This window comes from Mesorhizobium sp. M0496, assembly GCF_040321205.1.
Taxonomy (GTDB): Bacteria; Pseudomonadota; Alphaproteobacteria; order Rhizobiales; family Rhizobiaceae; genus Mesorhizobium.
Window position 1 is genome coordinate 497510 of sequence record NZ_JAMYRC010000001.1, and the last position, 21020, is coordinate 518529.

Genomic DNA, 21020 nt, shown 5'->3' on the forward strand with positions numbered 1-21020 from the left:
TGCTTTGCTTGCTATAGTCAACTGTCGGCGCCGCGCTGAAGTCGGCCCGCATGGAGACAACACGACCATGGCAGACGATCGTCAGGAACGCATTCGCAATCGCGCGCATCAGATCTGGCTGCAAGAGGGACAGCCGGCTGGACATCATGAGCGCCATTGGCATCAGGCGGCAGCCGATGTCGATCAGGAGGATGCCGCGGGGAAGTCGGCAGCCAAAAAGCCAACCAGGAAGGCAGCAGTGGCCGGCAAGGCAAAAGCCGCCCCCAAGGAAGCAAAGGCTGCCACGAAGGCCAGCAAGCCAAAGAAGGCGCCGGCCAAGTAAAGCCTGGCTATCTCCTCGCTGCTGAGCTTTCTTGCAGGACATTGACGGCCCACCTACTGCCTTGCGGCAAGGGCAGGCGTTGCGGCGTCACGCTGCCGCGGCCACCTGTCGTCCCAGCCCGCCATGCAGGTCGAGGCAGCGGGCGAACCATTGCGCCACCACGTCGCCGTCGTCGAGCAATTGGTAGGGCGAGGCTATGCGCGCCCATTGCAGCGCGCCGAAGACGATATAGTCGGCAAACAGCGGCGACGCACCGCCGATGAAAGGCTGATAGCCGAGCGTTGAACGCAAGGGTTCCAGCGAGGCCCTGAAGTTGCCGAGCCCGGCCTCCCGGGCTGCCATCACGTCTTCCAGCCGCTTGCCGAGGCGCTGTTCCCGACTCTGGCGGAAATAGGCGGCGTTCTCCGCGTCCTGCATGGCATGCAGGTCGATGATCGCGGCGGTGGTCACATAGGGATGGATGGTCAGTTGCGACCAGCGTTCGATGAAGCGCGCCATCGCCTTGCCGCCTTCACCGCCAAACAGCGTCGGCCGATCCGGATAGGCTTCATCGAGATAGAGCGCGATGGCGAAGGAATCCGCGACGACCATCTCGCCGTCGCGGATCACAGGAACGGTTTTCGAAACGCCGCCTTCGACAGCGGGCACTTCGAGAAAGCGCGTCGACGCGGTTGATATGTCGAGCCCCTTGTGGGCAAGCGCCATCGCCACCTTCCAGCAATGCGGGCTGAACGGACGTGTGGTGTCGCGTCCGACGAGGTCATAGAGCAGAATGGTCATTGGCGGCGGCCCCCTCACGGGTTAGGTAGGCCCCGCATCGACGCGAGCCGAGGGGAAGCCATGAGACAGCATTTCATGATGTTTGCGGCCTATAATCAATGGGCCAATGGCCGCATCTATGATGCCGCCGCCGAACTCGACGAAGAGGAATTCAATCGCAATGTCGGCGCCTTTTTCGGCTCGATGATGGGCACGCTCAACCACCTGCTGACAGCCGACCGCATCTGGATGAAGCGCTTCACGGGAGAGGGCGACGCGCCGACGACGCTGGACGCCATCCTGCATCGTGGTTTGCCCGGCCTGCGGATGGCGCGTGAAGCCGAGGACAGGAGGATCATCGATTGGGTCGGCGGCCTCAATGACAAGGCGTTGACGGGCCGCTTCACCTATATGACCGTCTCGGACATGCGCACGGTCTCGCAAAGGCTGGCGCCGGCGCTGGACCATGTCTTCAATCACCAGACCCACCATCGCGGCCAGGCGCATGCCATTCTAACCATGCTGGGCAAGCCAAGCCTGGGGTTGGATCTGATGCTCTTCCAGCGCACCGAGGAGGGCAGGGCTTTCGCCTGATCTCCGCGATGTTTGGCGGTTGTGAGTCCGAAGGTTGAGGGCCAGCTCACTTATCGCTGCATTTTGTGCTGCAGCATCGTCTTTACGTCAGGCCACTCGGAATCGATGATGCTGAACCGGACGGAATTGCGCTTCCGTCCGTCCGGCATGATCCGCTCATTGCGAACGATCCCTTCCTGCTTGGCCCCAATTCGCAGAATGGCTGCCCTCGACGCGTGGTTCAGTTCGTCCGTGGTGAATTGCACACGGACATATCCCATGACCTCGAATGCATGGATCAGGAGAAGATACTTCGCCTCGGTATTGACCCCGGACCGCTGAACCGAGCTGCTGAGCCAGCTATGCCCTATCTCCAGCTTTTTATCCGCTCGATCGATCTTCCAAAACCGCGTACTTCCGCAGATCAGTCCCGTGCTGCGCTTGACGATTGCATAAGGCATGACAGTGCCGGCCTGTCGTCCAGCCAGGGCGTTGGCCACATAACCATCGATCGTATCTGGCCCGGGGATCACGGTGGTCTTCAGGTTCCACAGCGCACCATCCGCCGCCGCGCTCAGAAGCCCCGACGAATGGTCCTGCTGAAGCGGCACGAGTTCTACAATCACACCGACCAAGGCGGGCTGTATGGATTGGGCGTACATTAACCGATGGCTCTCAACTTGCCTATTGCCGGTCGTATCTCGTCGGCAGACAACCAATGCTTGCCCGAAATTCAGACAGCCATCGCAGCCTCGCTGCTGATTTCACTGTCCAGCTGGCGCTGCGTTATAGCCGCTTCCGCCATCACCCAGTGCTTGAACAGCAGCACCTTGCGTGTGGCAAGGCTCTTTGGGGGAGAGACAAAATACCAGCCAGCCGTGTTTGGATGGTGGACGGCGAATGGCGCCACAAGCCTTTCGGCGCGGATATCGCTGGCCATATAGGCGCGGTTGGCCACCGCAAAGCCCATCCCGGAATTGGCTGCCTCGTAGGACATCATGCACGAGTCGAAATAGATGCTTTTGGTCTCGCTGAGCACGAAGCTGGCACCGGCGAAACCAAGCCAGGATTGCCAGTTCTGGGTGCAGGTATCGGAATGCAGCAGCGTGAAGTGCCTAAGATCGTCCGGCGTCACCTTCGACAGCTGCTTGTCGGCGAGAACTTCATGAAACAGCTTGCGGCTGCACACCGGTGTCAGGTCTTCGCGAAACAGCAGATTGGATTGCAGCCCGTGAAAGTGACCGTCGCCATAGCGGATTTCAAGATCGAACTCGGAGGTCGTGAACTCATGCGTCGCGTAGGAGGTCGAGACCCGCATCACGATATCCGGATATCGCTGCTGGAACAGCGGCAGGCGCGGAAACAGCCAGCGTGCCGCAAAGGTCGGCAGCACTGATATCTTCAACACATGTTCCTGGGATTGCCCGGTCGCTTCCATGCTGGCGGCGACGATTCTCTCCAGCGCCTCGCGAACGCGCGAGACATAGGTCTCGCCCTCCGGCGTCAGCGACACCGCATTGCCGCCGCGCTGGAATATCTTGAATCGCAGCTGATCCTCTAGGCTTTTGACGCGCTGGCTGACCGCTGAAGCGGTGATAAATTGTTCTTCGCCGGCGCGCGTGAAATTCCCGTGCCGCGCAGCACTCTCGACGATTTTCAGCGAATTGAGGTTGACCTGACTGAGCAGACGCACGGTTTCGACCTTAAGCTGGGCTTACACTAGCACCAGCATTCCTAATTTTACAGGGGGGGGCTAATTTAATCGACTGTTTACCAAGTGTTGCCCCCATCCTGGAGAAGTACAATGAACGCCCATACCATTCCCGAACTGCGTTATGCGATGAGTCGCGAGGCCATCATCGGCCATGAAACCGCCTGGAAAGTGTCGAGTTTCGGGGTCGCGCAATATCTACACGGCTATGACCCGGCACTGCTCGCCGCGATCGAGGAGGCTGCTCTGAAGCTCAAGGCCAGCCATGCCGTGCACAAGCACCTCGATCTGACCTTCATCACCGGGGCAGACCGTTTCATCCCCGAGATCAAGGAATTGCTGCATGACAAGCTGCGCCTGGAGCGGCTGTCCGACATGATGGGCACCAAGCTGGAGCCTTATCCGCTGTCGATCGTCGGCTCGACGGTCACCTTCATGAACCCCAAGGACGGCGCCGTGGAATGGCATTGCGATGGCGTTCCTGTCACCGAACTCATTCCACTGTCGATCAGCAATCCGCTGGTCGGCGGCCACCTCGAAATCTACTGCGACGACTCCGAAACCGGCCGCGCCATCCTCGAATCCGGCCGTGAGATCCCACGCAACCGTGTCATGCGCATCGATCACAAGATGAACTACGCGACGCTCGGGCAGTTCCTGGGCGTCCTGCATCGCACCGCCCCGATCCGGTTCGGTGAGCGCGTCACGCTGGTGCTCAACCAGCGCTCGGTGGCCAAACCCTATGTCGACGACAACCGCATGTTCTATCTCGCCGCCGACAACGACCACGACCGTGAGTGGGTCAACGAACTGGCCGAAGATGTCTGGACCAACCAGCTGCCGGCCTATCGCCGGTTCGAGGCAGAGCATCCCGTGCCCGCCGCCGCCGCCGCGCCGGTTCCGGGCGGAGCCAGGGAATCGTGGTAACGAGCCACGATCCCGAAAGGTGGGAGCCGGTTTTCGGGCGGGATCATGATCAGACATAGAGATAGAGCCCTATGCCGGACCTTTCGGCATGGATCAGGCTCGATATCCGCGCTGGCCTTCGCTGCCGGCGCGGTGGCTCTGTGGTCGACCAACGCGCTGGTCGGCAAATCCCTGCTGGCCAGCCACCCGGTGTCGCAGGTGCAGTTCCTGCAATTTGCAGGCGCCGCACTCGTCTTCGCCGCTATCCGGTTGATGAGCCGGGAAAGCGCCGCGCCGGTCGCGGCCGGGGCCGCGCTCATGCCTCTCGGCGTCGGCTTCATCGGCCTCGTCGGCACCATGGTGCTGCAATACATGGCCTTCGCTTCGATGCCGGTTATCGAGGCCAATCTGGTGGCCTACACCTGGCCGTTGATGGTCGCGGCGGCGGTCATCGCCCTGGAAAATCCGCAGCGCCCGGTACTGCTGGGCCTTGCCGCGGTGGTGGGCTTCGTTGGCGTTGCATTGGTGATTTCGGGAGGGCGTAACCAATCTTGGCTCCAGGGCGATCTCGTCGGTTATCTCACCGCATTCGGATCCGCACTGTGCATGGCCTTCTATTCGATCATGGTGGGACGGGTTGTCACCTCACCGGAACGCCTATTGCTGCCATCGGCGCTGATCGGTGTCGCCTTGACGTTTCTGTGGTGCGTTCACGACGGTTTCACCTGGCCCGTCGGCACGGACCTGGCTCTCGGCCTCTATCTCGGCGCCGGTCCGATGGGGTTGGGTTACTATTTCTGGTCGCGCGCCTTGAAGCTCGAAGGCAGCGGCAAGGTCGCGGTCGTGGCCTATCTCACGCCGATCGCTTCAACCCTGCTGCTGACCCTGTCCGGTGAACGGCTGACGATGACGGCCATCGTCGGAGCCGTCCTCGTCATCGGCAGTTGCGTCGCGGTCGGTGTGGAACGTTCGGAGGCCGAAAACCATGTTTGACGAAAATGAACGCCTGGCCATTCAGGAAGCGCATTGGCTGATCAAGGAATTTGGCGCCGAGGCGCCGCTTTACGCCGCGATGAAGGCCGAAAAAGCGATAGAACAGAAGGATTTCGGGCGTTGCGCCCGCTGGAAGCGTATTCTGGAGATATTGACCGATAGCCCTGACGCGAAGTCTGCTGGTTCGAAGTATTAGATTTTCTAATTTGCACAGCGTCGATTTCGCATGAAAGCTATTTCTGCCGATTCTTGATTCCTTGTTGAGACTTGGCGGTCCGTTGGGGGACGCGGGTAAAGAGATACATCGACATAAGTCTTCGCTGGGGTGGAGGATATTGTCGCAAATAGGGTGAAAGAATTGTCAAATATCGATGATAAGACCGTTATCGAGCTGACGGCCGATATTGTCTCGGCCTATGTAGGCAACAATCCGCTTCCGGCTTCCGGTCTGCCCGAGTTGATTGCCAGCGTCAGCGCTTCGGTCCGCAAGCTCGCTGGTGCGGCTGTCGCGGAAACCCCAAACCTTGTTCCGGCAGTCAATCCGAAGAAGTCGGTGTTCCCCGACTACATCATCTGCCTTGACGACGGAAAGAAATTCAAGTCGCTCAAGCGGCACCTGCGGACCGACTACGGCCTGAGCCCGGACGACTACCGGGCCAAATGGGGCCTGCCGCCGGACTATCCGATGGTTGCGCCAAACTACTCGGCGACACGGTCGGCTCTGGCAAAGTCGACAGGACTTGGCCGCAAGCCGGCAGCAGTGCCGGCCGCCGTTACCAAAGCGAAGCGCAAGGCGACTGCCTGAAGCGCTGCCTGGTCGGTAGGCGAGCCACTGATCGACTGCTTGACGGCGTTCTCGCGGGCGTCGTTTCGAGGCCTTGTGCGGCCAACTGGCCCACAAGGTCTTGCGAAGCGTTGATGTCCGGTGCAAAAGCGCGGCCATGCTGATCATCAACGACCTTTCGCTCCGGATGGCCGGACGCCTGCTTCTCGACCATGCCTCGCTGACCTTGCCGGCCGGCACCAAGGCCGGCCTTGTCGGCCGCAACGGCACCGGCAAGACGACGCTGTTCAAGGCCATCACCGGCGATTTCCCGTCCGAGACAGGCTCGATCAGCCTGCCGAAGAGCACCCGCATCGGCCAGGTGGCGCAGGAAGCGCCGGGCACCGAGGATCCGTTGATCGAGATTGTGCTCAAGGCCGATCTCGAACGCTCGGCGCTGCTCGAAGAGGAAAAGACGGCGACCGATCCGCACCGCATCGCCGACATCCATATGCGGCTGGCCGATATCGACGCCCACTCAGCCGAATCCCGCGCCGCCACCATTCTCGCCGGCCTTGGCTTCGATGACGCAGCGCAAAGGCGTCCGGCCTCGTCCTTCTCCGGCGGCTGGCGCATGCGCGTGGCACTTGCCGCGGTGCTGTTTGCCGAACCCGACCTTCTGCTGCTCGACGAACCGACCAACTATCTCGATCTCGAAGGCACGCTGTGGCTGGAAAACTATGTTTCGAAATACCCGCACACTGTGCTTTTGATCTCGCATGATCGCGATCTGCTCAACCGCGCCGTCAACTCCATCGTCCATCTCGACCAGAAGAAGCTGACTTTCTGGCGTGGTGGCTACGACCAGTTCGAGCGCCAGTATACCGAGCAGAAGGAGTTGCAGGAGAAGGGCCGGGTCAAGCAGGAAGCCGCCCGCAAGCACATGGAATCCTTCGTTGAACGCTTCCGTGCCAAGGCCTCCAAGGCGAGACAGGCACAGTCGCGCATCAAGGCGCTGGAGAAGATGAAGCCGATCGCGGCCATCGTGAACGATTCGGTGCGGCCGTTCTCGTTCCCCGAACCGGTGAAGACGGTGGCCTCGCCGATCGTGGCCCTGAACAACGTCAATGTCGGCTACACCGAGGGGCAGCCGATTCTCAAGAAGATGACATTGCGCATCGACGCCGACGACCGCATCGCACTGCTCGGCGCCAACGGCAACGGCAAGTCGACCTTCGCCAAATTGCTGTCCGGCCGGCTCAAGCAGGAGAGCGGCACCATGACGGTGGCGCCCGGGCTGAAGGTGGCGATCTTTGCCCAGCATCAGCTCGACGATCTCAGGCCGGAAGAGAACGCCTATGAGCATGTCCGCCGGCTGATGCCGGAGGCCCCGGAATCGAAGGTGCGCGGCCGCGTTGCCCAGTTCGGCCTGACTACCGAGAAGATGAACACCGCCGCCAAGGATTTGTCGGGCGGCGAGAAGGCGCGGTTGTTGATGGGGCTGTCGGCCTTCGAAGGCCCCAACCTGTTCATCCTCGACGAACCAACCAACCATCTCGACATCGACAGCCGCGAATCGCTGATCCATGCGCTGAACGAATTTCCTGGCGCCGTCATCCTGATCTCGCACGACCGCCATCTGCTCGAAGCGACCGCCGACCGGCTTTGGCTGGTCAAGGATGGTGCCGTCAGCCCGTATGATGGCGACCTCGAGGACTATAAGACGCTGGTCACCGGCGTGTCCGGCGACCGCCGCGGCAAGCGTGAGGCCGACAAGGCGTCAAAAGCCGATCGCCGCCGCGATGCAGCGGCGCGCCGCGCCGCCTTCGAACCGCTGGCCAAGGAAATCCGTGCCACCGAAGCGCTGATGGACCGCATCCGCAAGCGTATCGACGGCATCGAGGACGAACTGTCCAATCCGGCCGTCTACGAAAAGGATCCCTCGACGGCGACGCGGCTGGCCAAGGAGCGCTCGCAACTGGCCCAGACGCTGGCCGGCCACGAGGAAAAATGGCTCAGCATGTCTGCCGAATACGAGGAAGGCACGGCGGAGTGAGTGCGTAATCTCCCCCACGTGGGGGGAGATTAGCTAATCATCTGGCCCTACACGCCGCCCCCCAAACCCGCTAGACAAATGCCATGAACCAGCACGCCAAGCTCCGCATCGGCCATTCGGCCTGTCCGCATGACTGCCCCTCGACCTGCGCGCTCGAGGTCGAACTGCTCGACGGCAATCGCATCGGCCGCGTCCATGGCGCCAAGTCCAACAGCTATACTGCCGGTGTCGTCTGCGCCAAGGTTGCCCGTTACGCTGACCGCGTCCATCATCCCGACCGTTTGCTGAAGCCGCTGATCCGCGCCGGCGCCAAGGGCGACGGCGCCTGGAAGGAAGCGAGCTGGGAGGCAGCACTCGACCTCGTCGCCGAGAAATTCATCGCGGCCGAGGAAAAATACGGCTCGGAGACAGTCTGGCCCTACTATTATGCCGGCACGATGGGGCTGGTGCAGCGTGACGGCATCGACCGGCTACGCCACGCGAAAAAGTATTCCGGCTTCTTCGGTTCGATCTGCACCAACCTGGCCTGGACCGGCTGGATGATGGGGGCCGGCGCGCTGCGTGGCCCCGATCCCCGCGAGATGGCGAAATCCGACTGCGTGGTGATCTGGGGCACCAACGCCGTGGTCACCCAAGTCAACGTCATGACCCACGCCGTCAAGGCGCGCAAGGAGCGCGGCGCGAAGATCGTTGTCATTGATGTCTACGAGAACGCGACGATGAAGCAGGCGGATCTCGGCCTGGTGTTGAAGCCAGGCACCGATGGCGCGCTGGCGTGTGCTGTCATGCATGTGCTGTTTCGCGACGGCCTCGCTGACCGCGCCTATCTCGAAAAATACACCGACGACCCGAAAGGGCTGGAAGAGCATCTCAAGACGCGCACGCCGGAGTGGGCGGCTGGTATCACCGGCTTGACGGTCGCCGAGATCGAGGCCTTCGCCCGCCTCGTCGGCACGACCAAGAAAACCTATTTCCGCCTCGGCTATGGTTTCGCGCGCCAGCGCAATGGCGCCGTCAACATGCATGCCGCGTCGTGCATCGCGGCTGTCACCGGCAGCTGGCGATATGAGGGCGGCGGCGCCTTCCATTCCAATTCCGGCATCTTCAAGCTCAACCAGGATGTGCTGGAAGGCACCAGGATGCGCGATCCCTCGATCCGTCATCTCGACCATTCGCGCATCGGCCCGGTGCTGACCGGCGCCAGCGACGCGCTTTATGGCGGCCCGCCGTTGACGGCGATGCTGATCCAGAACACCAACCCGGTGAATGTGGCGCCAGAACAACGGCTGGTGAAGCAAGGTTTTATGCGCGACGATCTATTCACCTGCGTGCATGAGCAATTCATGACCGACACGGCCAAGCTTGCCGATGTCGTGCTGCCGGCGACGATGTTCCTTGAACATGACGACGTCTACAAGGGTGGCGGCAACCAGCACATAACGCTCGGCCCCAAGCTGATCGAGCCGCCGGAAGGGCCGCGCACCAACCATTTCGTCATCGAGGAATTGGCTGAGCGCCTCGGCGTCGCCGACCGTCCGGGTTTTGGTCTCACCGAGCAGCAGCATATCGACATCATCCTTGGCAAGCGCGGGCTGGGCAGCTTCGACAGCTTGAAGGAAGACAAGTGGGTCGACCTGCAGCCGGATTTCGACACCGCGCATTTCATCAAGGGATTTGGCCATACGGACGGAAAATTCCGCTTCCGCGCCGACTGGACCGGGCAGGCGGCGCCCAACCGGCCACCGAAAAGCATGGGCCTGTTCGGCCCGGTGGCGCTGCTGCCGGAATTCCCCGACCATGTCGACCTGATCGAGGTCGCCGACGAAGCACATCCGTTCCGGCTGACGACGTCGCCGGCACGCAACTTCCTCAATTCGACCTTTTCGGAGACACCGGTGTCGAAGGCCAGGGAAGGTCGCCCGGAACTCCTCCTGCACCCCGACGATGCCGCGGCGCATGGGCTGGCCGACGGAGACCGCGTCGAGGTCGGCAATCAGCGTGGCGAGGTCGTGCTGCACGCAAAACTCTTCGACGGTCTCAAGCGCGGCGTCGTCATCGCCGAAGGCATCTGGCCAAACAGCGCGCATGAGCGCGGCGAAGGCATCAACGTGCTGACCGGCGCCGATGCGCCCGCGCCCTATGGCGGTGCTGCCTTCCACGACAACAAGGTCTGGCTGCGCGCGGCAGGCTGAGAATTCAGCTCCCCTCGCGCCCAATCATACCGGCAGGATTTCAGCCGTCTTCTTTCGGTCTCGTCGCAGGCGGATGTCGTCGGCGATCTGCTCTGCCTCGATCGAGATTTCGCGCAGCAATCCGGTGACCGGATTGTGAAAGCCGATGAGATAAAGGCCGAGATCCGAAGCCCTCGCATTGACGCCGCTGCGGCCCGGCTGGACGCCGGGCTCCAGCAGCTTGGTATAGCCCGGCCGGAAGCCGGTGGCGAAGATGATCGCGTCGAACTCGCCATGCTTGCCGTCGACAAAACGGGCGCCTTGTTCAGTGATCTCGGCAATGTCGGGTGCGACCTTGATCGCGCCTTCGCGGATCTTGCGGATGGTGCCGACATCGATCGTCGGAATGCGCGACGAGAGCGCGATCTGCTGCAGCATTCCTTGCTGTGGCCGCCTGAGCCCGTATGTCTCCAGCCTGCCCAATGCCAGATCGAGGATGATGGGGAACAAGGCATCGTTGATGCGTTGCGGCATCAGGCGCGCCGCCATGCCGATCATCTGGATGGGCACGCCGAGCAACTCGCGCGGCACGATATGAACGCCGCCGCGCACCGAAATCGTCGGTCGCGCACCGCCTTCCACAAGATCGAGTGCAATCTCGGCGCCGGTATTGCCCATGCCGACGATCAGCACCGACTGGCCGGCAAAAGGCATGGCGTTGCGATAGTCAGCGCTATGCAGGCTTTTGCCCCTAAAGGCATCGGCGCCGGCAAATCCGGGCATCAGCGGCTCTGCGTTGTTACCCGACGCGATCACGACGTTTGAAGCGTGCAAGGGGCCTGTTGTCGTGTCCACGAGCCAGCTTCTGCCTTGCCGGGTGATCGCCCGCACCGCTTCTCCAAATCGGGGCCGCAGATCGAAACGTTGCGCATAGGCATCGAGATATGCGGTGAAGAGATCGCGCGGTACATAGCGCGGATAGTCCTTCGGAAAGGGCACGAAGGGCAGCGAAGAATAGCGTTTGGTCGTGTGCAGGTGGACGCGCTCATAGTGGCGTCGCCAGGCGGGCGCGGATTGCTGCTCTTTTTCGAGGAGGACGAAGTCCTGCCCGGCCTGTCGCAGGCACGCGGCAATAGCCAGGCCCGCCGGCCCGGCACCGATGATCGCAACTGGGGTGGTGTCGTCCAAGCGCGCCTCCGCCAACAAATTCGCTTCCGGAGAATGGCAAAAGCGTGGCAGCCGGAGCCTGCCACGCCAGCAATTTTCAGCCGGGCAAGGGCACCGTCAGCCCGACCTTAACCCGGTCCATGGCAACGAAAGTGCGGAACTTCCGGACATTGTTGCTGTCGAAGAACAGTTTTCGCGTCAGCGCCTCATAGGCGCCCATGTCGGCCACCGTGATGACCAGGATGAAATCGGCCTCGCCGGTGACGTAGTAGCATTGCTGGATTTCAGGGGTCGCCGAGAATTGCTGCTTGGCCGCGTCGATCAGTTCGGCGCGTTCGCTCTCGAGTTCCACCTCGACGAAGATGGTGATGGGCTGGCCGACCGCCGCCGGCTCGATGACCGCGACATTGCCGGCAATGACGCCGGTTTGCTCCATACGCTTGATGCGGCGCTGCACCGCCGGCGCCGAGAGGTTGACCGCTTCGCCGATCAGCCGCTGCGGCGTCGTGTTGTCGCGTTGCAGGATGGCAAGGATGGCGAGATCGAAACTGTCGAGCGAGGGTGGCGATACAGGCAATGGAGATATCCCGGCGAAACAAATTTGCATTTAGAAGGCCGTATTACAGCGCTCCTTGCGCCAATCCTGCAATATATTCTCATTGAACGCCAAGGAGGCCGCCAGTGTTCCTGCTCAACGGCAATGCTTTGCATCACCTGCCACTCGATCCGGTCGATGCCGAAACCCTCGGCGTTGCCGGCGCCAATACTGTCGAGCGTTTTCTTGCCCATCGCGACAATCACCTGGTGACGCCGCTGCATGCGCTGCCGGCGCTCGCCGCCGAACTCGGGCTGGGCGCCATCCATATCAAGGACGAGGGCTTTCGCCTCGGCCTCGGCAGCTTCAAGGCGCTGGGCGGCGCCTATGCCGTCTTCCGCCTGGTGCTGGAGGAGGCAAGCACCAGGCTTGGCCGGCCCGTCGATGTGGCCGATCTCGATCGGCCGGATGTGCGGGCCATCGCCGCGACGATAACATTTGCCTGTGCGACCGACGGCAATCATGGCCGCTCGGTCGCGCAAGGCGCGCAACTCGTCGGTGCGCGAGCGGCTATCTTCGTCCACGCCGGCGTCAGCGAGGAGCGCATCGCGGCAATCGCCCGCTATGGCGCCGAGATGATCCGCGTCGACGGCAATTATGACGACTCGGTCAGGCAAGCAGCCCAGGTTTCGGCCGAGAAGGGCTGGACCGTGGTCTCCGACACCTCTTGGCCGGGCTACGAGCACATTCCAGGCCTCGTCATGCAGGGCTATACGGCGATCGTGCGCGAGGCGCTACGCCAGCTCCCTCGGGCGCCAACTCATGTCTTCGTGCAAGCCGGTGTCGGTGGCATTGCCGCAGCGCTGGCCGGCCATCTCGCCATCGTGCTTGGTGATGCCAGGCCGACCCTCATCGTGGTCGAGCCGGCGCGTGCCGCCTGTGTTTTTGCGGCCGCCCAGGTCGGGCGCCCGGTCAAGATCGCGCACGGCCGGCCGACGGTGATGGCCATGCTTGAATGCTACGAGGCCTCGCCGGTCGCCTGGCGGGTGCTGGCACGCGTCGCCGACGCTTTCATGACGGTCGGTGAAGACGACGCCATCGCGGTGATGCGGCGGCTGGCGCGGCCGAGCGCTGGCGATCCGGTGATCGTTGCTGGCGAAAGCGGCGGCGTCGGCCTTGCCGGACTGATCCGGGCGGTGGCCGACAACCATGCTGATCTTGGGCTTGACGGCAAATCGCGGGTGCTGGTGATCAACACCGAAGGCGCCACCGACCCGCATCGCTATGCCGAGCTGGTCGGCATGAGCCCGGCCGATGTGCTGGCCGGCAAGATGACAGCCGAGGCAACGTCATGATCGCAATCGATGCACAGCGTCTGCTTGGCCATATCCACGAACTCGGTGCCGTCGGCCGCGACAGTGAGGGCAGGCTGATCCGGCTGGCCGCCTCCGACACCGACAAGCAGGGCCGCGACCTCTTTGTCGGCTGGCTGCGGCAGGCCGGGCTCGATATCGCTGTCGACCGGGTCGGCAACATTTTCGGTATCTGGCAAAGCCTGGAAAATGCCGGGCAGGCGCCGCTGCTCATCGGCTCGCATATCGACACCGTCATCGATGCCGGCATTTATGACGGCTGCTACGGCGTGCTTGCCGGACTGGAGGTGATCGAGACGCTCAAGGCATCAGTCTTTTCGCCGTCGCGCCCGATCGCGGTCGCCGCTTTCACCAATGAGGAGGGCGTGCGCTACACCCCCGACATGATGGGTTCGCTGGTCCATGCCGGCGGCATCGATGCCGAAACGGTGCTGGCGGCCGTCGGCACCGACGGCAGAGTGCTTGGGCAGGAACTCGCCCGCATCGGCTACGCCGGCGACCGGGAACCCGGCTTCCTCAAGCCGCACGCCTATCTCGAACTGCATATCGAGCAGGGGCCGGTGCTGGAGCGGGAAGGCGTGCCGATCGGTGCGGTGGAGAATCTGCAAGGCATCTCCTGGCAACGCGTCACCATCGACGGCGTCGCCAATCATGCCGGCACCACGCCGATGTCGATGCGCAGCGATGCCGGCCACGCCGCCGTCCGTGTCATCACCTTCCTGCTCGATCGGGTCCAAGCCTCGAATGCGCCGACGGTGGCTACCGTCGGTACGATCCGCTTCGAACCGAATGCCATCAATGTCATTCCCTCGCGCGCCGTCTTCACCATCGATCTGCGCGACCCCGACGAACAGCGCCTGCAGGCGGAGGAGGCGGCACTTGCGGCCTATCTCGAGCAGCTTGCCCTCACCGAGAAGGTGACGGTCTCGGTGGAGCAACTGGCCCGCTTCGAGCCGGTGATCTTTGATATCAGCATCGTCGAGCGGATCGAGACCGCCGCGAAAGACCGCGGCCTTGGCGTCAAGCGGATGACGTCCGGCGCCGGTCACGACTCACAGATGATGGCGCGCATCGCCCCGGCAGCGATGATCTTCGTGCCGAGCGCCGGTGGCATCAGCCATAGTCCGCACGAGCACACCGGAGATGCAGAGCTTGTTGCCGGCGCCAACATCCTGCTTGATGTGGCCGCGCAACTGGCAAAGTAGCTCAGGGAAGGCAGAAGAATGTCTGAACTCGATCGTGACGCGCTGAAGCAGGAGATGATTTCCTGGCGGCGTGACCTGCATGCGCATCCGGAGTTCGGCTTCGAGGAGAAGCGTACCGCAGCCTTCGTCGCCGCCAAACTGCGTGAGTTCGGCCTCGACGATGTCACCGAAGGCGTCGGCGGCACCGGCGTCGTCGGCACGCTGAAGCGCGGCAGCGGCAACCGGGCGATTGCGCTGAGGGCCGACATGGATGCGCTACGCATCACCGAGCAGTCGGACGCGCCCTACCGTTCCGGCAATCCCGGCTTCATGCATGCCTGCGGCCATGATGGCCACACCACCATGCTGCTCAGCGCGGCAAAGCTGCTGGCCAGCGAGGGCGGTTTCGACGGCACCGTGCGCTTCGTCTTCCAGCCGGCCGAGGAATGGGGCAAGGGCGCACTCGCCATGCTCGACGATGGCCTGATGCAGCGCTTTCCCTTTGACGAGATCTTTGGCCTGCACAACATGCCCGGCCTGCCCATCGGGTATTTCGAGACCCGAGCCGGTCCCATCATGTCGGCCGAGGATATCTTCGAGATCGTGCTGAAAGGGCTTGGTGGCCACGCCGCGCGACCGCATGCGGGAAACGAAACGCTGGTCGCCGCCTGCGCGCTGGTCACCAATCTGCAGACCATCATCTCACGCCGGCTGAGCCCGGCCGACATAGCGGTGGTTTCGGTGACCGAGCTGATCACCGACGGCACCCGCAACGCTCTACCCGGCCTTGCCCGCATTCTCGGTGATGCGCGCAGCTTCCGCCCCGAGGTCAGCGCCGAGATCGAGCGGCAGATGCGCATCGTCGCCGAGGGCACCGCCGCCGCCTACAACGTCACCGCCGAGGTTGAGTACAGCCGCGAGTTCGTGCCGCTGCGCAATGATGCTGAACTGGTCGATGCCGCGTTCGCGGCCGCAAGAGACGTCTTCGAGCCCGGCAATATCGCTGTCGCCCGCGAGCCGATGACCGCCTCCGAGGATTTCGCCCGCTTTCTCGACCATGTGCCGGGCTGCTTCGTTTTCCTCGGCAATGGCGAGGCTTCCGCGCCGCTGCACAATTCCAGCTACGACTTTAACGATGACGGGCTGTTGTTCGGCACGAATTTCCACGTCGCCGTGGTCAGGCAAAGGCTCGGTGGCGAAGCCGGGAGATGATCGCGGGTTGCCGCGCTCGCCGCTGGCCCAAACACCATGGGTATTGCCAGCCAGCTCGCGGTTTTAAACTCCTCAAGGAATTGCAGGGATGATGGTCAAGACACGCTTGGCCGGCGATAGACCGCTTGTGCGGGTCGGTACGCTTTTAACGTAAACAATCGACCGATGACGCAAGGGAAAGACTCAGCTAACCTCTTTGGTGCGGCGGACCTAATTATCCGCTTGGCCGGCGCTTCATTCTTCCTCCCAAGCGGCGCCGGCCTTCTTCTCCCAAACGCCCTCTTTGCTGACGCGTCTCAAGGAATGCATCACCGAACGTGCGCGTTGGCGGAAGCTGTCGCCGCCCCTCGATTTTCTTACCGCGCCTGAACATCGGCAAAGGGAACCAAATGCCGTCTCCTCGGTTGGTCCTGCTCCAATGGAGTGTTGCAGCCATGTTCCGTCTGCTTGTCGCCGGCGCTTTGGTCTATGTCGCCTATCGTATCGCCAGGAAGATGGTCGAAGACGTGCCCGATACAGTCGACCCGCTGCTGTTGCCGCCGTCGAAATATGATCGCGAGACCTTGCGTCGGCAATCAGCCGCCATGAGCGTCGATCCGCAACGCTAGGCGCGATCCGTTTCCTCGGTCCGGGGGGCCGATCTGCTTCGCATCGACGTTGCGAACAAAGCAGAAACGATGCTTGATGGGCGATGAACCTCGCCGCCGCTGATTCGACCTTTCGGGAACCGACCATCCAGCCTGCCTATCTCGCGCGGCTGAACGACGCCCAACGCCAGGCCGTTGAGCATGGCGACGGCAAGATCGCCGGTCCGTTGCTGGTCATTGCCGGCGCCGGTTCGGGCAAGACCAACACGTTGGCGCATCGCGTCGCTCATCTTATCGTCAAGGGGGCCGACCCGCGCCGCATCCTGCTGATGACGTTCTCGCGCCGCGCGGCATCCGAAATGGCCAAGCGTGTCGAGCGCATCGCCGGCGAAGTGCTCGGCCGTGATGCAGCTGTCATCACCGACGCACTGACCTGGGCCGGCACCTTTCACGGCATTGGAGCGCGGCTGCTGCGCGACTATGCGCTGGAGATTGGCCTCGACCCGGCCTTCACCATCCATGATCGCGAGGACTCCGCCGACCTGATGAACCTGGTGCGGCATGAGCTCGGCTTCTCGAAAACGGAAGCGCGTTTCCCCACCAAGGGCACCTGCCTTGCCATCTATTCGCGCGCCGTCAATGCGCAGGCGCCGCTTAACGAGGTATTGGGATCTGCCTTTCCCTGGTGTGTCGGCTGGGCGGAGCAGCTGAAACTTCTGTTCGCTGGTTATGTGGAGGCCAAGCAGGCGCAGAACGTGCTCGATTACGACGATTTGCTGCTCTACTGGGCGCAGATGACGGCCGAACCTGAAATAGCGGCCCATCTGGGAGGACGTTTCGACCATGTGCTGGTCGATGAATACCAGGACACCAACCGCTTGCAGTCCTCGATCCTGCTGGCGCTGAAACCCGACGGCGCCGGGCTAACTGTCGTCGGTGACGATGCACAGTCGATCTATTCGTTCCGCGCCGCCGAGGTGCGCAACATCCTCGACTTCCCCAACCAGTTCGCGCAGGCCGCCGATGTGGTGATGCTGGAGCGCAATTACCGCTCGACCGAAACCATTCTCGCCGCCGCCAATGCCGTGATCGGCGAGGCCTCGGAACGCTTCACCAAAAACCTGTGGTCGGAGCGCAAGTCGACCGACAGACCGAGGCTGGTGACCGTGCGCGACGAGGTCGAGCAGGCTAATTTCGTCTGCGATACGATCCTGGCCGAGCGAGAAGCCGGGACAGTGCTGAAATCCCAGGCGGTGCTATTTCGCGCCTCTCACCACAGCGGGCCGCTGGAGATCGAGCTGACGCGGCGCAACATCCCCTTCGTGAAATTCGGCGGCCTGAAATTCCTCGATGCCGCTCACGTCAAGGACGTGCTGGCGGTGCTGCGCTTTGCCGAAAACCCGCGCGACCGCGTTGCAGGTTTCCGCGTGCTGCAATTGATGCCGGGTATCGGCCCTTCGGCCGCCGCGCAGATCGTCGAGACCATGACGACGGCGCTCGATGAAGCGATGGGCCTGGCCGGCTGGCGCCCACCGCAACGCGCGGCCGATGACTGGCCGGGCTTCGTCTCGCTCTATTCCGGCCTGCGGGCGGGCTCCAAATGGCCGGCCGACCTCGAACAGATCAGGCTGTGGTATGAGCCACATCTGGAACGCATCCACGAGGATGCGACGACGCGCCGGGCCGACCTGTTGCAGCTCGAGCAGATCGGGTCGGGCTATGCGTCGCGTGAACGCTTCCTGACCGAACTGACGCTCGACCCGCCGGACGCGACCAGCGACCAGGCCGGCCCGCCGCATCGCGACGAGGACTATCTGATCCTGTCGACCATCCATTCGGCCAAGGGCCAGGAATGGAAGAACGTCTTCGTGCTCAACACGGTCGATGGCTGCATCCCGGCCGATCTCGGCGTCGGCACCAAGGAAGATATCGACGAGGAGCGCCGGTTGCTTTACGTGGCGATGACGCGGGCCAAGGACAATCTCAACCTCGTCATGCCGCAGCGCTTCTTTCCGCACGGCCAGGCGGCGCGCGGCGACCGCCATCTCTATGCCTCGCGCACGCGCTTCATCCCGGCTTCGATCCTTGCGGCATTCCAACAGGTATCATGGCCGAGCGCGCAGGCGGCACAGGGCAGGGCGGCCCGGCCTGAGGTGCGCGTCGACATCGGCGCGCGCATGCGCGGCATGTGGAAATAGTCTCTGGCGCCATGCCCCAACCACCGACCAGGATAGCCCTCGCGGGCGCGCTGGGCCGCATGGGCCGTCAGATGGCGGATGCCGTGCAGGCCGATGCGCGGCTGGCGCTCACCGCCCGCTTTCACCGGCCGGGGATCGTCGGCGAAGGTCTGGTGAGCCGCGACGAGGCGCTTGCCATGGCCGAAATCGTGATCGATTTCACCACGCCGGCTGCGTCGGCCGAGCTGGCCAGGATTTGCGCCGAGCGCGGCGGGCCGGCCCTGGTCATTGGCTCGACAGGATTCAGCACCGCTGAGTTGGCGACCATCGTCGCTGCCGCGAAAACCATTGCAATCGTGCGCTCCGGCAGCTTTTCGCTCGGGCTCAACATGCTGGTCGGATTGGTCGAGCGGGCGGCGAAGGCGCTCGATCCCGACGACTGGGATGTCGAGATTGTCGAGGCGCATCATCGCCACAAGATCGATGCGCCATCGGGGACGGCGCTGATGCTGGGGCAAGCCGCAGCCGGCGGGCGCGGCATCGACCTGGAGACGGTCGCAAGGCGGGTCCGCGACGGCGTCACCGGCCCGCGTCCAGCCGGCGAGATCGGCTTTGCGGTGATGCGTGGCGGCAGCATCATCGGCGAACATAGCGCCATCTTCTGCGCCGAGGGCGAGACCGTGACCCTGTCGCATTCGGCCGGCGACCGCATCATGTTCGCCCGCGGCGCCATCGCCGCCGCACTCTGGGTGGCGGGACGCCCGCCCGGCGAATATGACATGCGCGACGTGCTGGGACTGAGCGACCCGTTGGGTGTGCCACGACAGGGTGGCGTATCACCGCATGACCGCCGATAGGGCCGGTTTGTCGTCCCGGTTGGTTGTTCGGATCCGTACCTCGCCCGCGTCGGCATCGCAAAAAAGAACTCCGGAGCGGCCAAATAGGTTCAAATCGAACCGATCGGTTCGTTTTCTGTTGACGGACCGTGCAGCGTAGAGTGAACGACCGGCTCGGTGCACGGTCGCGCCCACGGTGATGACGTATGTTAACAACTTGATTTTGAGCGTAAAATTATGACTGCCAAGGCTATTTGTCGAATTTCAAGGGCCGAAATCTCACAATCCGTGGAACATCTTCGTGATTGGAATCCGCGGCAGGGCAAACCCATCTCGGGGTGGTCCGAGCGACGCGAAATTCCTCCCAAGGGCACGCACTAGACGGACAGAACAGAGAACCGTTGGAGTAAATAAAATGACCAAGATCGCACTCACCGCCGCCGCCATTCTCGTTGCCACGGGCACCGCTTTCGCCGGCAGCGACAATTACGGCTCCTACAATGCCAACCAGCCGGTTCCCAATCAGTCGACTTCGAGCCAGTCGATTTCGGGCCAGTCGACTTTCAACATCGACACCTCGCACACCGGCTCGATCCTGAAGCTCTCGAAAGCACAGGGCGACGCCAACGCCAAGGTGCCGGCTGAATCTGGCCGGGGCATCTGGGGCCGTTAATCCAGGCAAGTCTTGACTACAAAGAGCGGTGGGCTTGGCCCGCCGCTCTTGTTTTTTGTGCTTCGGGGACTCGCAGCCCGCGGCGCCGGCTTGAGCAGCGATCTTCGCAGTCGGCAAAAACATTCCGCGTCCCAAAACATTCCACATCCGGGAATAAAACCGGACTGCCCAGGGTCTTGTTCTTAGCGGGACCGTCCTCCCAAGGCGCCGCCTAACGCAAGAACCAGGAGACTTGAAATGAACAGAATTGCTTTCATTGCCGCCGTCATCCTCGTTGCCACGGGCAGCGCCTTTGCCGGCAGCGATCACTACGGATCCGGCACTGCCAACCAGCCTGCTGTCAGCGTCGATCATGCCGTCACCGGCTCGGTCAGGACCATGGATATGGCCAAGCACAAGGCGACCGATGCCAAGATGAGGACCAACTGGCCCGAATCCGGTCAGGGCATCTGGGGCAACTGATGGCTCGAGCGGGTGCGCGGCAGGCTGCCCGCTACCTGTCTTGCACTCTAGCCCAGATCCTTCGGCCGCAGAAAATGTGTCAGCCGGGCGCTGGACAGGGCCGACCAGTCGCCCTCGAAAACGAAGCGCACGAGGGCTGCTGTCGGGAATTTTTCAGCGAGCTTCTTGCGCGCCTTGGCCTCCGACCTTGGCCCGGCAAGCTGGTTGGCCAGATCTTCCAGACCCGGATTGTGCCCCACCACAAGCACGCTGCCGTCCGACGGATCGACCTGACGAATCTGGCTTAGAATATCCGCCGCCGAAGCATCGTAGAGCGCCTTGGCGAATGCGACCTTGGGATGCGCAGGCAGTTCCGCCGCCACCAGCCGCCACGTGTCGCGGGTGCGCAGTGCCGGCGACACCAGCGCCAGGTCCGGCAGCCAGTCGCGCGCTACAAGCTCGCGCCCCATCGATTGTGCCGCCTTCAATCCACGGTCGGCGAGCGGACGGTCGAAATCATCGAGTGCCGGATCGTCCCCACTCGATTTGGCGTGGCGAAGCAGGAGAAGCTGTTTCATCAC

At 62.7% G+C, this 21020-nt stretch carries 22 protein-coding genes; 16 read left to right on the forward strand and 6 right to left on the reverse strand.

Features of this window, described 5'->3' with window-relative positions:
* Positions 1-67: 67 nt before the first annotated feature.
* A complete protein-coding gene (locus NKI73_RS02430) occupies positions 68-322 on the forward strand; it encodes a DUF2934 domain-containing protein (protein ID WP_352627089.1) in 255 nt (84 codons plus the stop codon).
* Between the two features lie 87 nt (positions 323-409).
* Here the strand turns inward: NKI73_RS02430 and NKI73_RS02435 are convergent, their stop codons facing one another.
* Entirely contained in the window at positions 410-1102 is a 693-nt protein-coding gene (locus NKI73_RS02435) for a glutathione S-transferase family protein (RefSeq protein WP_352627091.1), read from the reverse strand.
* A 60-nt stretch (positions 1103-1162) separates the two neighbouring features.
* Between NKI73_RS02435 and NKI73_RS02440 the strand changes: the two genes are divergently transcribed.
* Entirely contained in the window at positions 1163-1675 is a 513-nt protein-coding gene (locus NKI73_RS02440; protein ID WP_352627093.1) for a DinB family protein, read from the forward strand.
* 50 nt (positions 1676-1725) lie between these two features.
* On the opposite strand, the gene NKI73_RS02445 is transcribed toward NKI73_RS02440, so the two are convergent.
* Complete coding sequence (locus tag NKI73_RS02445) at positions 1726-2316, reverse strand: GNAT family N-acetyltransferase (RefSeq protein WP_352627095.1); 591 nt, start codon at positions 2314-2316, stop codon at positions 1726-1728.
* A gap of 71 nt (positions 2317-2387) precedes the next feature.
* Positions 2388-3347, reverse strand: a complete 960-nt coding sequence (locus tag NKI73_RS02450) for a LysR substrate-binding domain-containing protein (protein ID WP_352627096.1) — start codon at positions 3345-3347, stop codon at positions 2388-2390.
* A 111-nt stretch (positions 3348-3458) separates the two neighbouring features.
* Between NKI73_RS02450 and NKI73_RS02455 the strand changes: the two genes are divergently transcribed.
* The 6 genes from NKI73_RS02455 to NKI73_RS02480 all read left to right on the forward strand — a co-directional run bounded on the left by NKI73_RS02455 (position 3459) and on the right by NKI73_RS02480 (position 10275).
* Positions 3459-4292, forward strand: coding sequence for a hypothetical protein (locus tag NKI73_RS02455; protein ID WP_352627098.1), 834 nt, complete (start codon positions 3459-3461; stop codon positions 4290-4292).
* Between the two features lie 45 nt (positions 4293-4337).
* A complete protein-coding gene (locus NKI73_RS02460; protein ID WP_352627099.1) occupies positions 4338-5264 on the forward strand; it encodes a DMT family transporter in 927 nt (308 codons plus the stop codon).
* Positions 5257-5460 (forward strand): hypothetical protein, encoded by a 204-nt coding sequence (locus NKI73_RS02465; protein WP_352627101.1) that lies wholly within the window; start codon positions 5257-5259, stop codon positions 5458-5460. Before NKI73_RS02460 ends, NKI73_RS02465 begins: the two co-directional genes overlap by 8 nt.
* A 162-nt stretch (positions 5461-5622) precedes the next feature.
* Positions 5623-6069: a Ros/MucR family transcriptional regulator gene (locus NKI73_RS02470; RefSeq protein ID WP_352627102.1), complete on the forward strand. Its 447-nt coding sequence runs from the start codon at positions 5623-5625 to the stop codon at positions 6067-6069.
* A 136-nt stretch (positions 6070-6205) separates the two neighbouring features.
* Positions 6206-8083 (forward strand): ABC-F family ATP-binding cassette domain-containing protein, encoded by a 1878-nt coding sequence (locus NKI73_RS02475; protein ID WP_352627104.1) that lies wholly within the window; start codon positions 6206-6208, stop codon positions 8081-8083.
* A gap of 83 nt (positions 8084-8166) precedes the next feature.
* Entirely contained in the window at positions 8167-10275 is a 2109-nt protein-coding gene (locus NKI73_RS02480; protein ID WP_352627106.1) for a molybdopterin-containing oxidoreductase family protein, read from the forward strand.
* A 24-nt stretch (positions 10276-10299) separates the two neighbouring features.
* Here the strand turns inward: NKI73_RS02480 and NKI73_RS02485 are convergent, their stop codons facing one another.
* Complete coding sequence (locus NKI73_RS02485; RefSeq protein ID WP_352627107.1) at positions 10300-11442, reverse strand: flavin-containing monooxygenase; 1143 nt, start codon at positions 11440-11442, stop codon at positions 10300-10302.
* Between the two features lie 76 nt (positions 11443-11518).
* Positions 11519-11998, reverse strand: a complete 480-nt coding sequence (locus NKI73_RS02490; protein ID WP_352627109.1) for an Lrp/AsnC family transcriptional regulator — start codon at positions 11996-11998, stop codon at positions 11519-11521.
* 104 nt (positions 11999-12102) lie between these two features.
* Here NKI73_RS02490 and NKI73_RS02495 point away from each other — a divergent pair, with 104 nt between their 5' ends.
* From NKI73_RS02495 to NKI73_RS02530, 8 genes are all read left to right on the forward strand, one after another.
* Complete coding sequence (locus NKI73_RS02495) at positions 12103-13311, forward strand: diaminopropionate ammonia-lyase (RefSeq protein WP_352627110.1); 1209 nt, start codon at positions 12103-12105, stop codon at positions 13309-13311.
* Positions 13308-14534, forward strand: coding sequence for a Zn-dependent hydrolase (locus NKI73_RS02500; protein ID WP_352627112.1), 1227 nt, complete (start codon positions 13308-13310; stop codon positions 14532-14534). Before NKI73_RS02495 ends, NKI73_RS02500 begins: the two co-directional genes overlap by 4 nt.
* Before the next feature lie 18 nt (positions 14535-14552).
* On the forward strand, positions 14553-15725 hold the full coding sequence (locus tag NKI73_RS02505; protein ID WP_352627113.1) for a M20 aminoacylase family protein: 1173 nt from the start codon (positions 14553-14555) through the stop codon (positions 15723-15725).
* A 434-nt stretch (positions 15726-16159) separates the two neighbouring features.
* Positions 16160-16333 (forward strand): hypothetical protein, encoded by a 174-nt coding sequence (locus NKI73_RS02510; RefSeq protein WP_352627115.1) that lies wholly within the window; start codon positions 16160-16162, stop codon positions 16331-16333.
* A gap of 83 nt (positions 16334-16416) precedes the next feature.
* Complete coding sequence (locus NKI73_RS02515) at positions 16417-18510, forward strand: ATP-dependent helicase (RefSeq protein WP_352627117.1); 2094 nt, start codon at positions 16417-16419, stop codon at positions 18508-18510.
* Between the two features lie 11 nt (positions 18511-18521).
* Positions 18522-19346: a 4-hydroxy-tetrahydrodipicolinate reductase gene (gene dapB, locus NKI73_RS02520; RefSeq protein WP_352627118.1), complete on the forward strand. Its 825-nt coding sequence runs from the start codon at positions 18522-18524 to the stop codon at positions 19344-19346.
* A gap of 394 nt (positions 19347-19740) precedes the next feature.
* Positions 19741-19998 carry a DUF680 domain-containing protein gene (locus NKI73_RS02525; protein ID WP_352627119.1) on the forward strand — a complete coding sequence of 86 codons (258 nt, stop codon included), beginning with the start codon at positions 19741-19743 and terminating at the stop codon, positions 19996-19998.
* 237 nt (positions 19999-20235) lie between these two features.
* Positions 20236-20460 carry a DUF680 domain-containing protein gene (locus tag NKI73_RS02530; RefSeq protein ID WP_352627120.1) on the forward strand — a complete coding sequence of 75 codons (225 nt, stop codon included), beginning with the start codon at positions 20236-20238 and terminating at the stop codon, positions 20458-20460.
* Between the two features lie 47 nt (positions 20461-20507).
* On the opposite strand, the gene NKI73_RS02535 is transcribed toward NKI73_RS02530, so the two are convergent.
* Positions 20508-21017, reverse strand: a complete 510-nt coding sequence (locus NKI73_RS02535) for a SixA phosphatase family protein (protein WP_352627122.1) — start codon at positions 21015-21017, stop codon at positions 20508-20510.
* Positions 21018-21020: the final 3 nt, after the last annotated feature.

Bases quoted from the DNA above. Each gene is read 5' to 3' on its own strand.
- NKI73_RS02430 (WP_352627089.1), top strand. From the start codon at position 68: ATGGCAGACGATCGTCAGGAACGCATTCGCAATCGCGCGCATCAGATC.
- NKI73_RS02435 (WP_352627091.1), bottom strand. From the start codon at position 1,102: ATGACCATTCTGCTCTATGACCTCGTCGGACGCGACACCACACGTCCG.
- NKI73_RS02440 (WP_352627093.1), top strand. From the start codon at position 1,163: ATGAGACAGCATTTCATGATGTTTGCGGCCTATAATCAATGGGCCAAT.
- NKI73_RS02445 (WP_352627095.1), bottom strand. From the start codon at position 2,316: ATGTACGCCCAATCCATACAGCCCGCCTTGGTCGGTGTGATTGTAGAA.
- NKI73_RS02455 (WP_352627098.1), top strand. From the start codon at position 3,459: ATGAACGCCCATACCATTCCCGAACTGCGTTATGCGATGAGTCGCGAG.
- NKI73_RS02460 (WP_352627099.1), top strand. From the start codon at position 4,338: ATGATCAGACATAGAGATAGAGCCCTATGCCGGACCTTTCGGCATGGA.
- NKI73_RS02465 (WP_352627101.1), top strand. From the start codon at position 5,257: ATGTTTGACGAAAATGAACGCCTGGCCATTCAGGAAGCGCATTGGCTG.
- NKI73_RS02475 (WP_352627104.1), top strand. From the start codon at position 6,206: ATGCTGATCATCAACGACCTTTCGCTCCGGATGGCCGGACGCCTGCTT.
- NKI73_RS02480 (WP_352627106.1), top strand. From the start codon at position 8,167: ATGAACCAGCACGCCAAGCTCCGCATCGGCCATTCGGCCTGTCCGCAT.
- NKI73_RS02500 (WP_352627112.1), top strand. From the start codon at position 13,308: ATGATCGCAATCGATGCACAGCGTCTGCTTGGCCATATCCACGAACTC.
- NKI73_RS02505 (WP_352627113.1), top strand. From the start codon at position 14,553: ATGTCTGAACTCGATCGTGACGCGCTGAAGCAGGAGATGATTTCCTGG.
- NKI73_RS02510 (WP_352627115.1), top strand. From the start codon at position 16,160: ATGTTCCGTCTGCTTGTCGCCGGCGCTTTGGTCTATGTCGCCTATCGT.
- NKI73_RS02515 (WP_352627117.1), top strand. From the start codon at position 16,417: ATGAACCTCGCCGCCGCTGATTCGACCTTTCGGGAACCGACCATCCAG.
- dapB (WP_352627118.1), top strand. From the start codon at position 18,522: ATGCCCCAACCACCGACCAGGATAGCCCTCGCGGGCGCGCTGGGCCGC.
- NKI73_RS02525 (WP_352627119.1), top strand. From the start codon at position 19,741: ATGACCAAGATCGCACTCACCGCCGCCGCCATTCTCGTTGCCACGGGC.
- NKI73_RS02530 (WP_352627120.1), top strand. From the start codon at position 20,236: ATGAACAGAATTGCTTTCATTGCCGCCGTCATCCTCGTTGCCACGGGC.
- NKI73_RS02535 (WP_352627122.1), bottom strand. From the start codon at position 21,017: ATGAAACAGCTTCTCCTGCTTCGCCACGCCAAATCGAGTGGGGACGAT.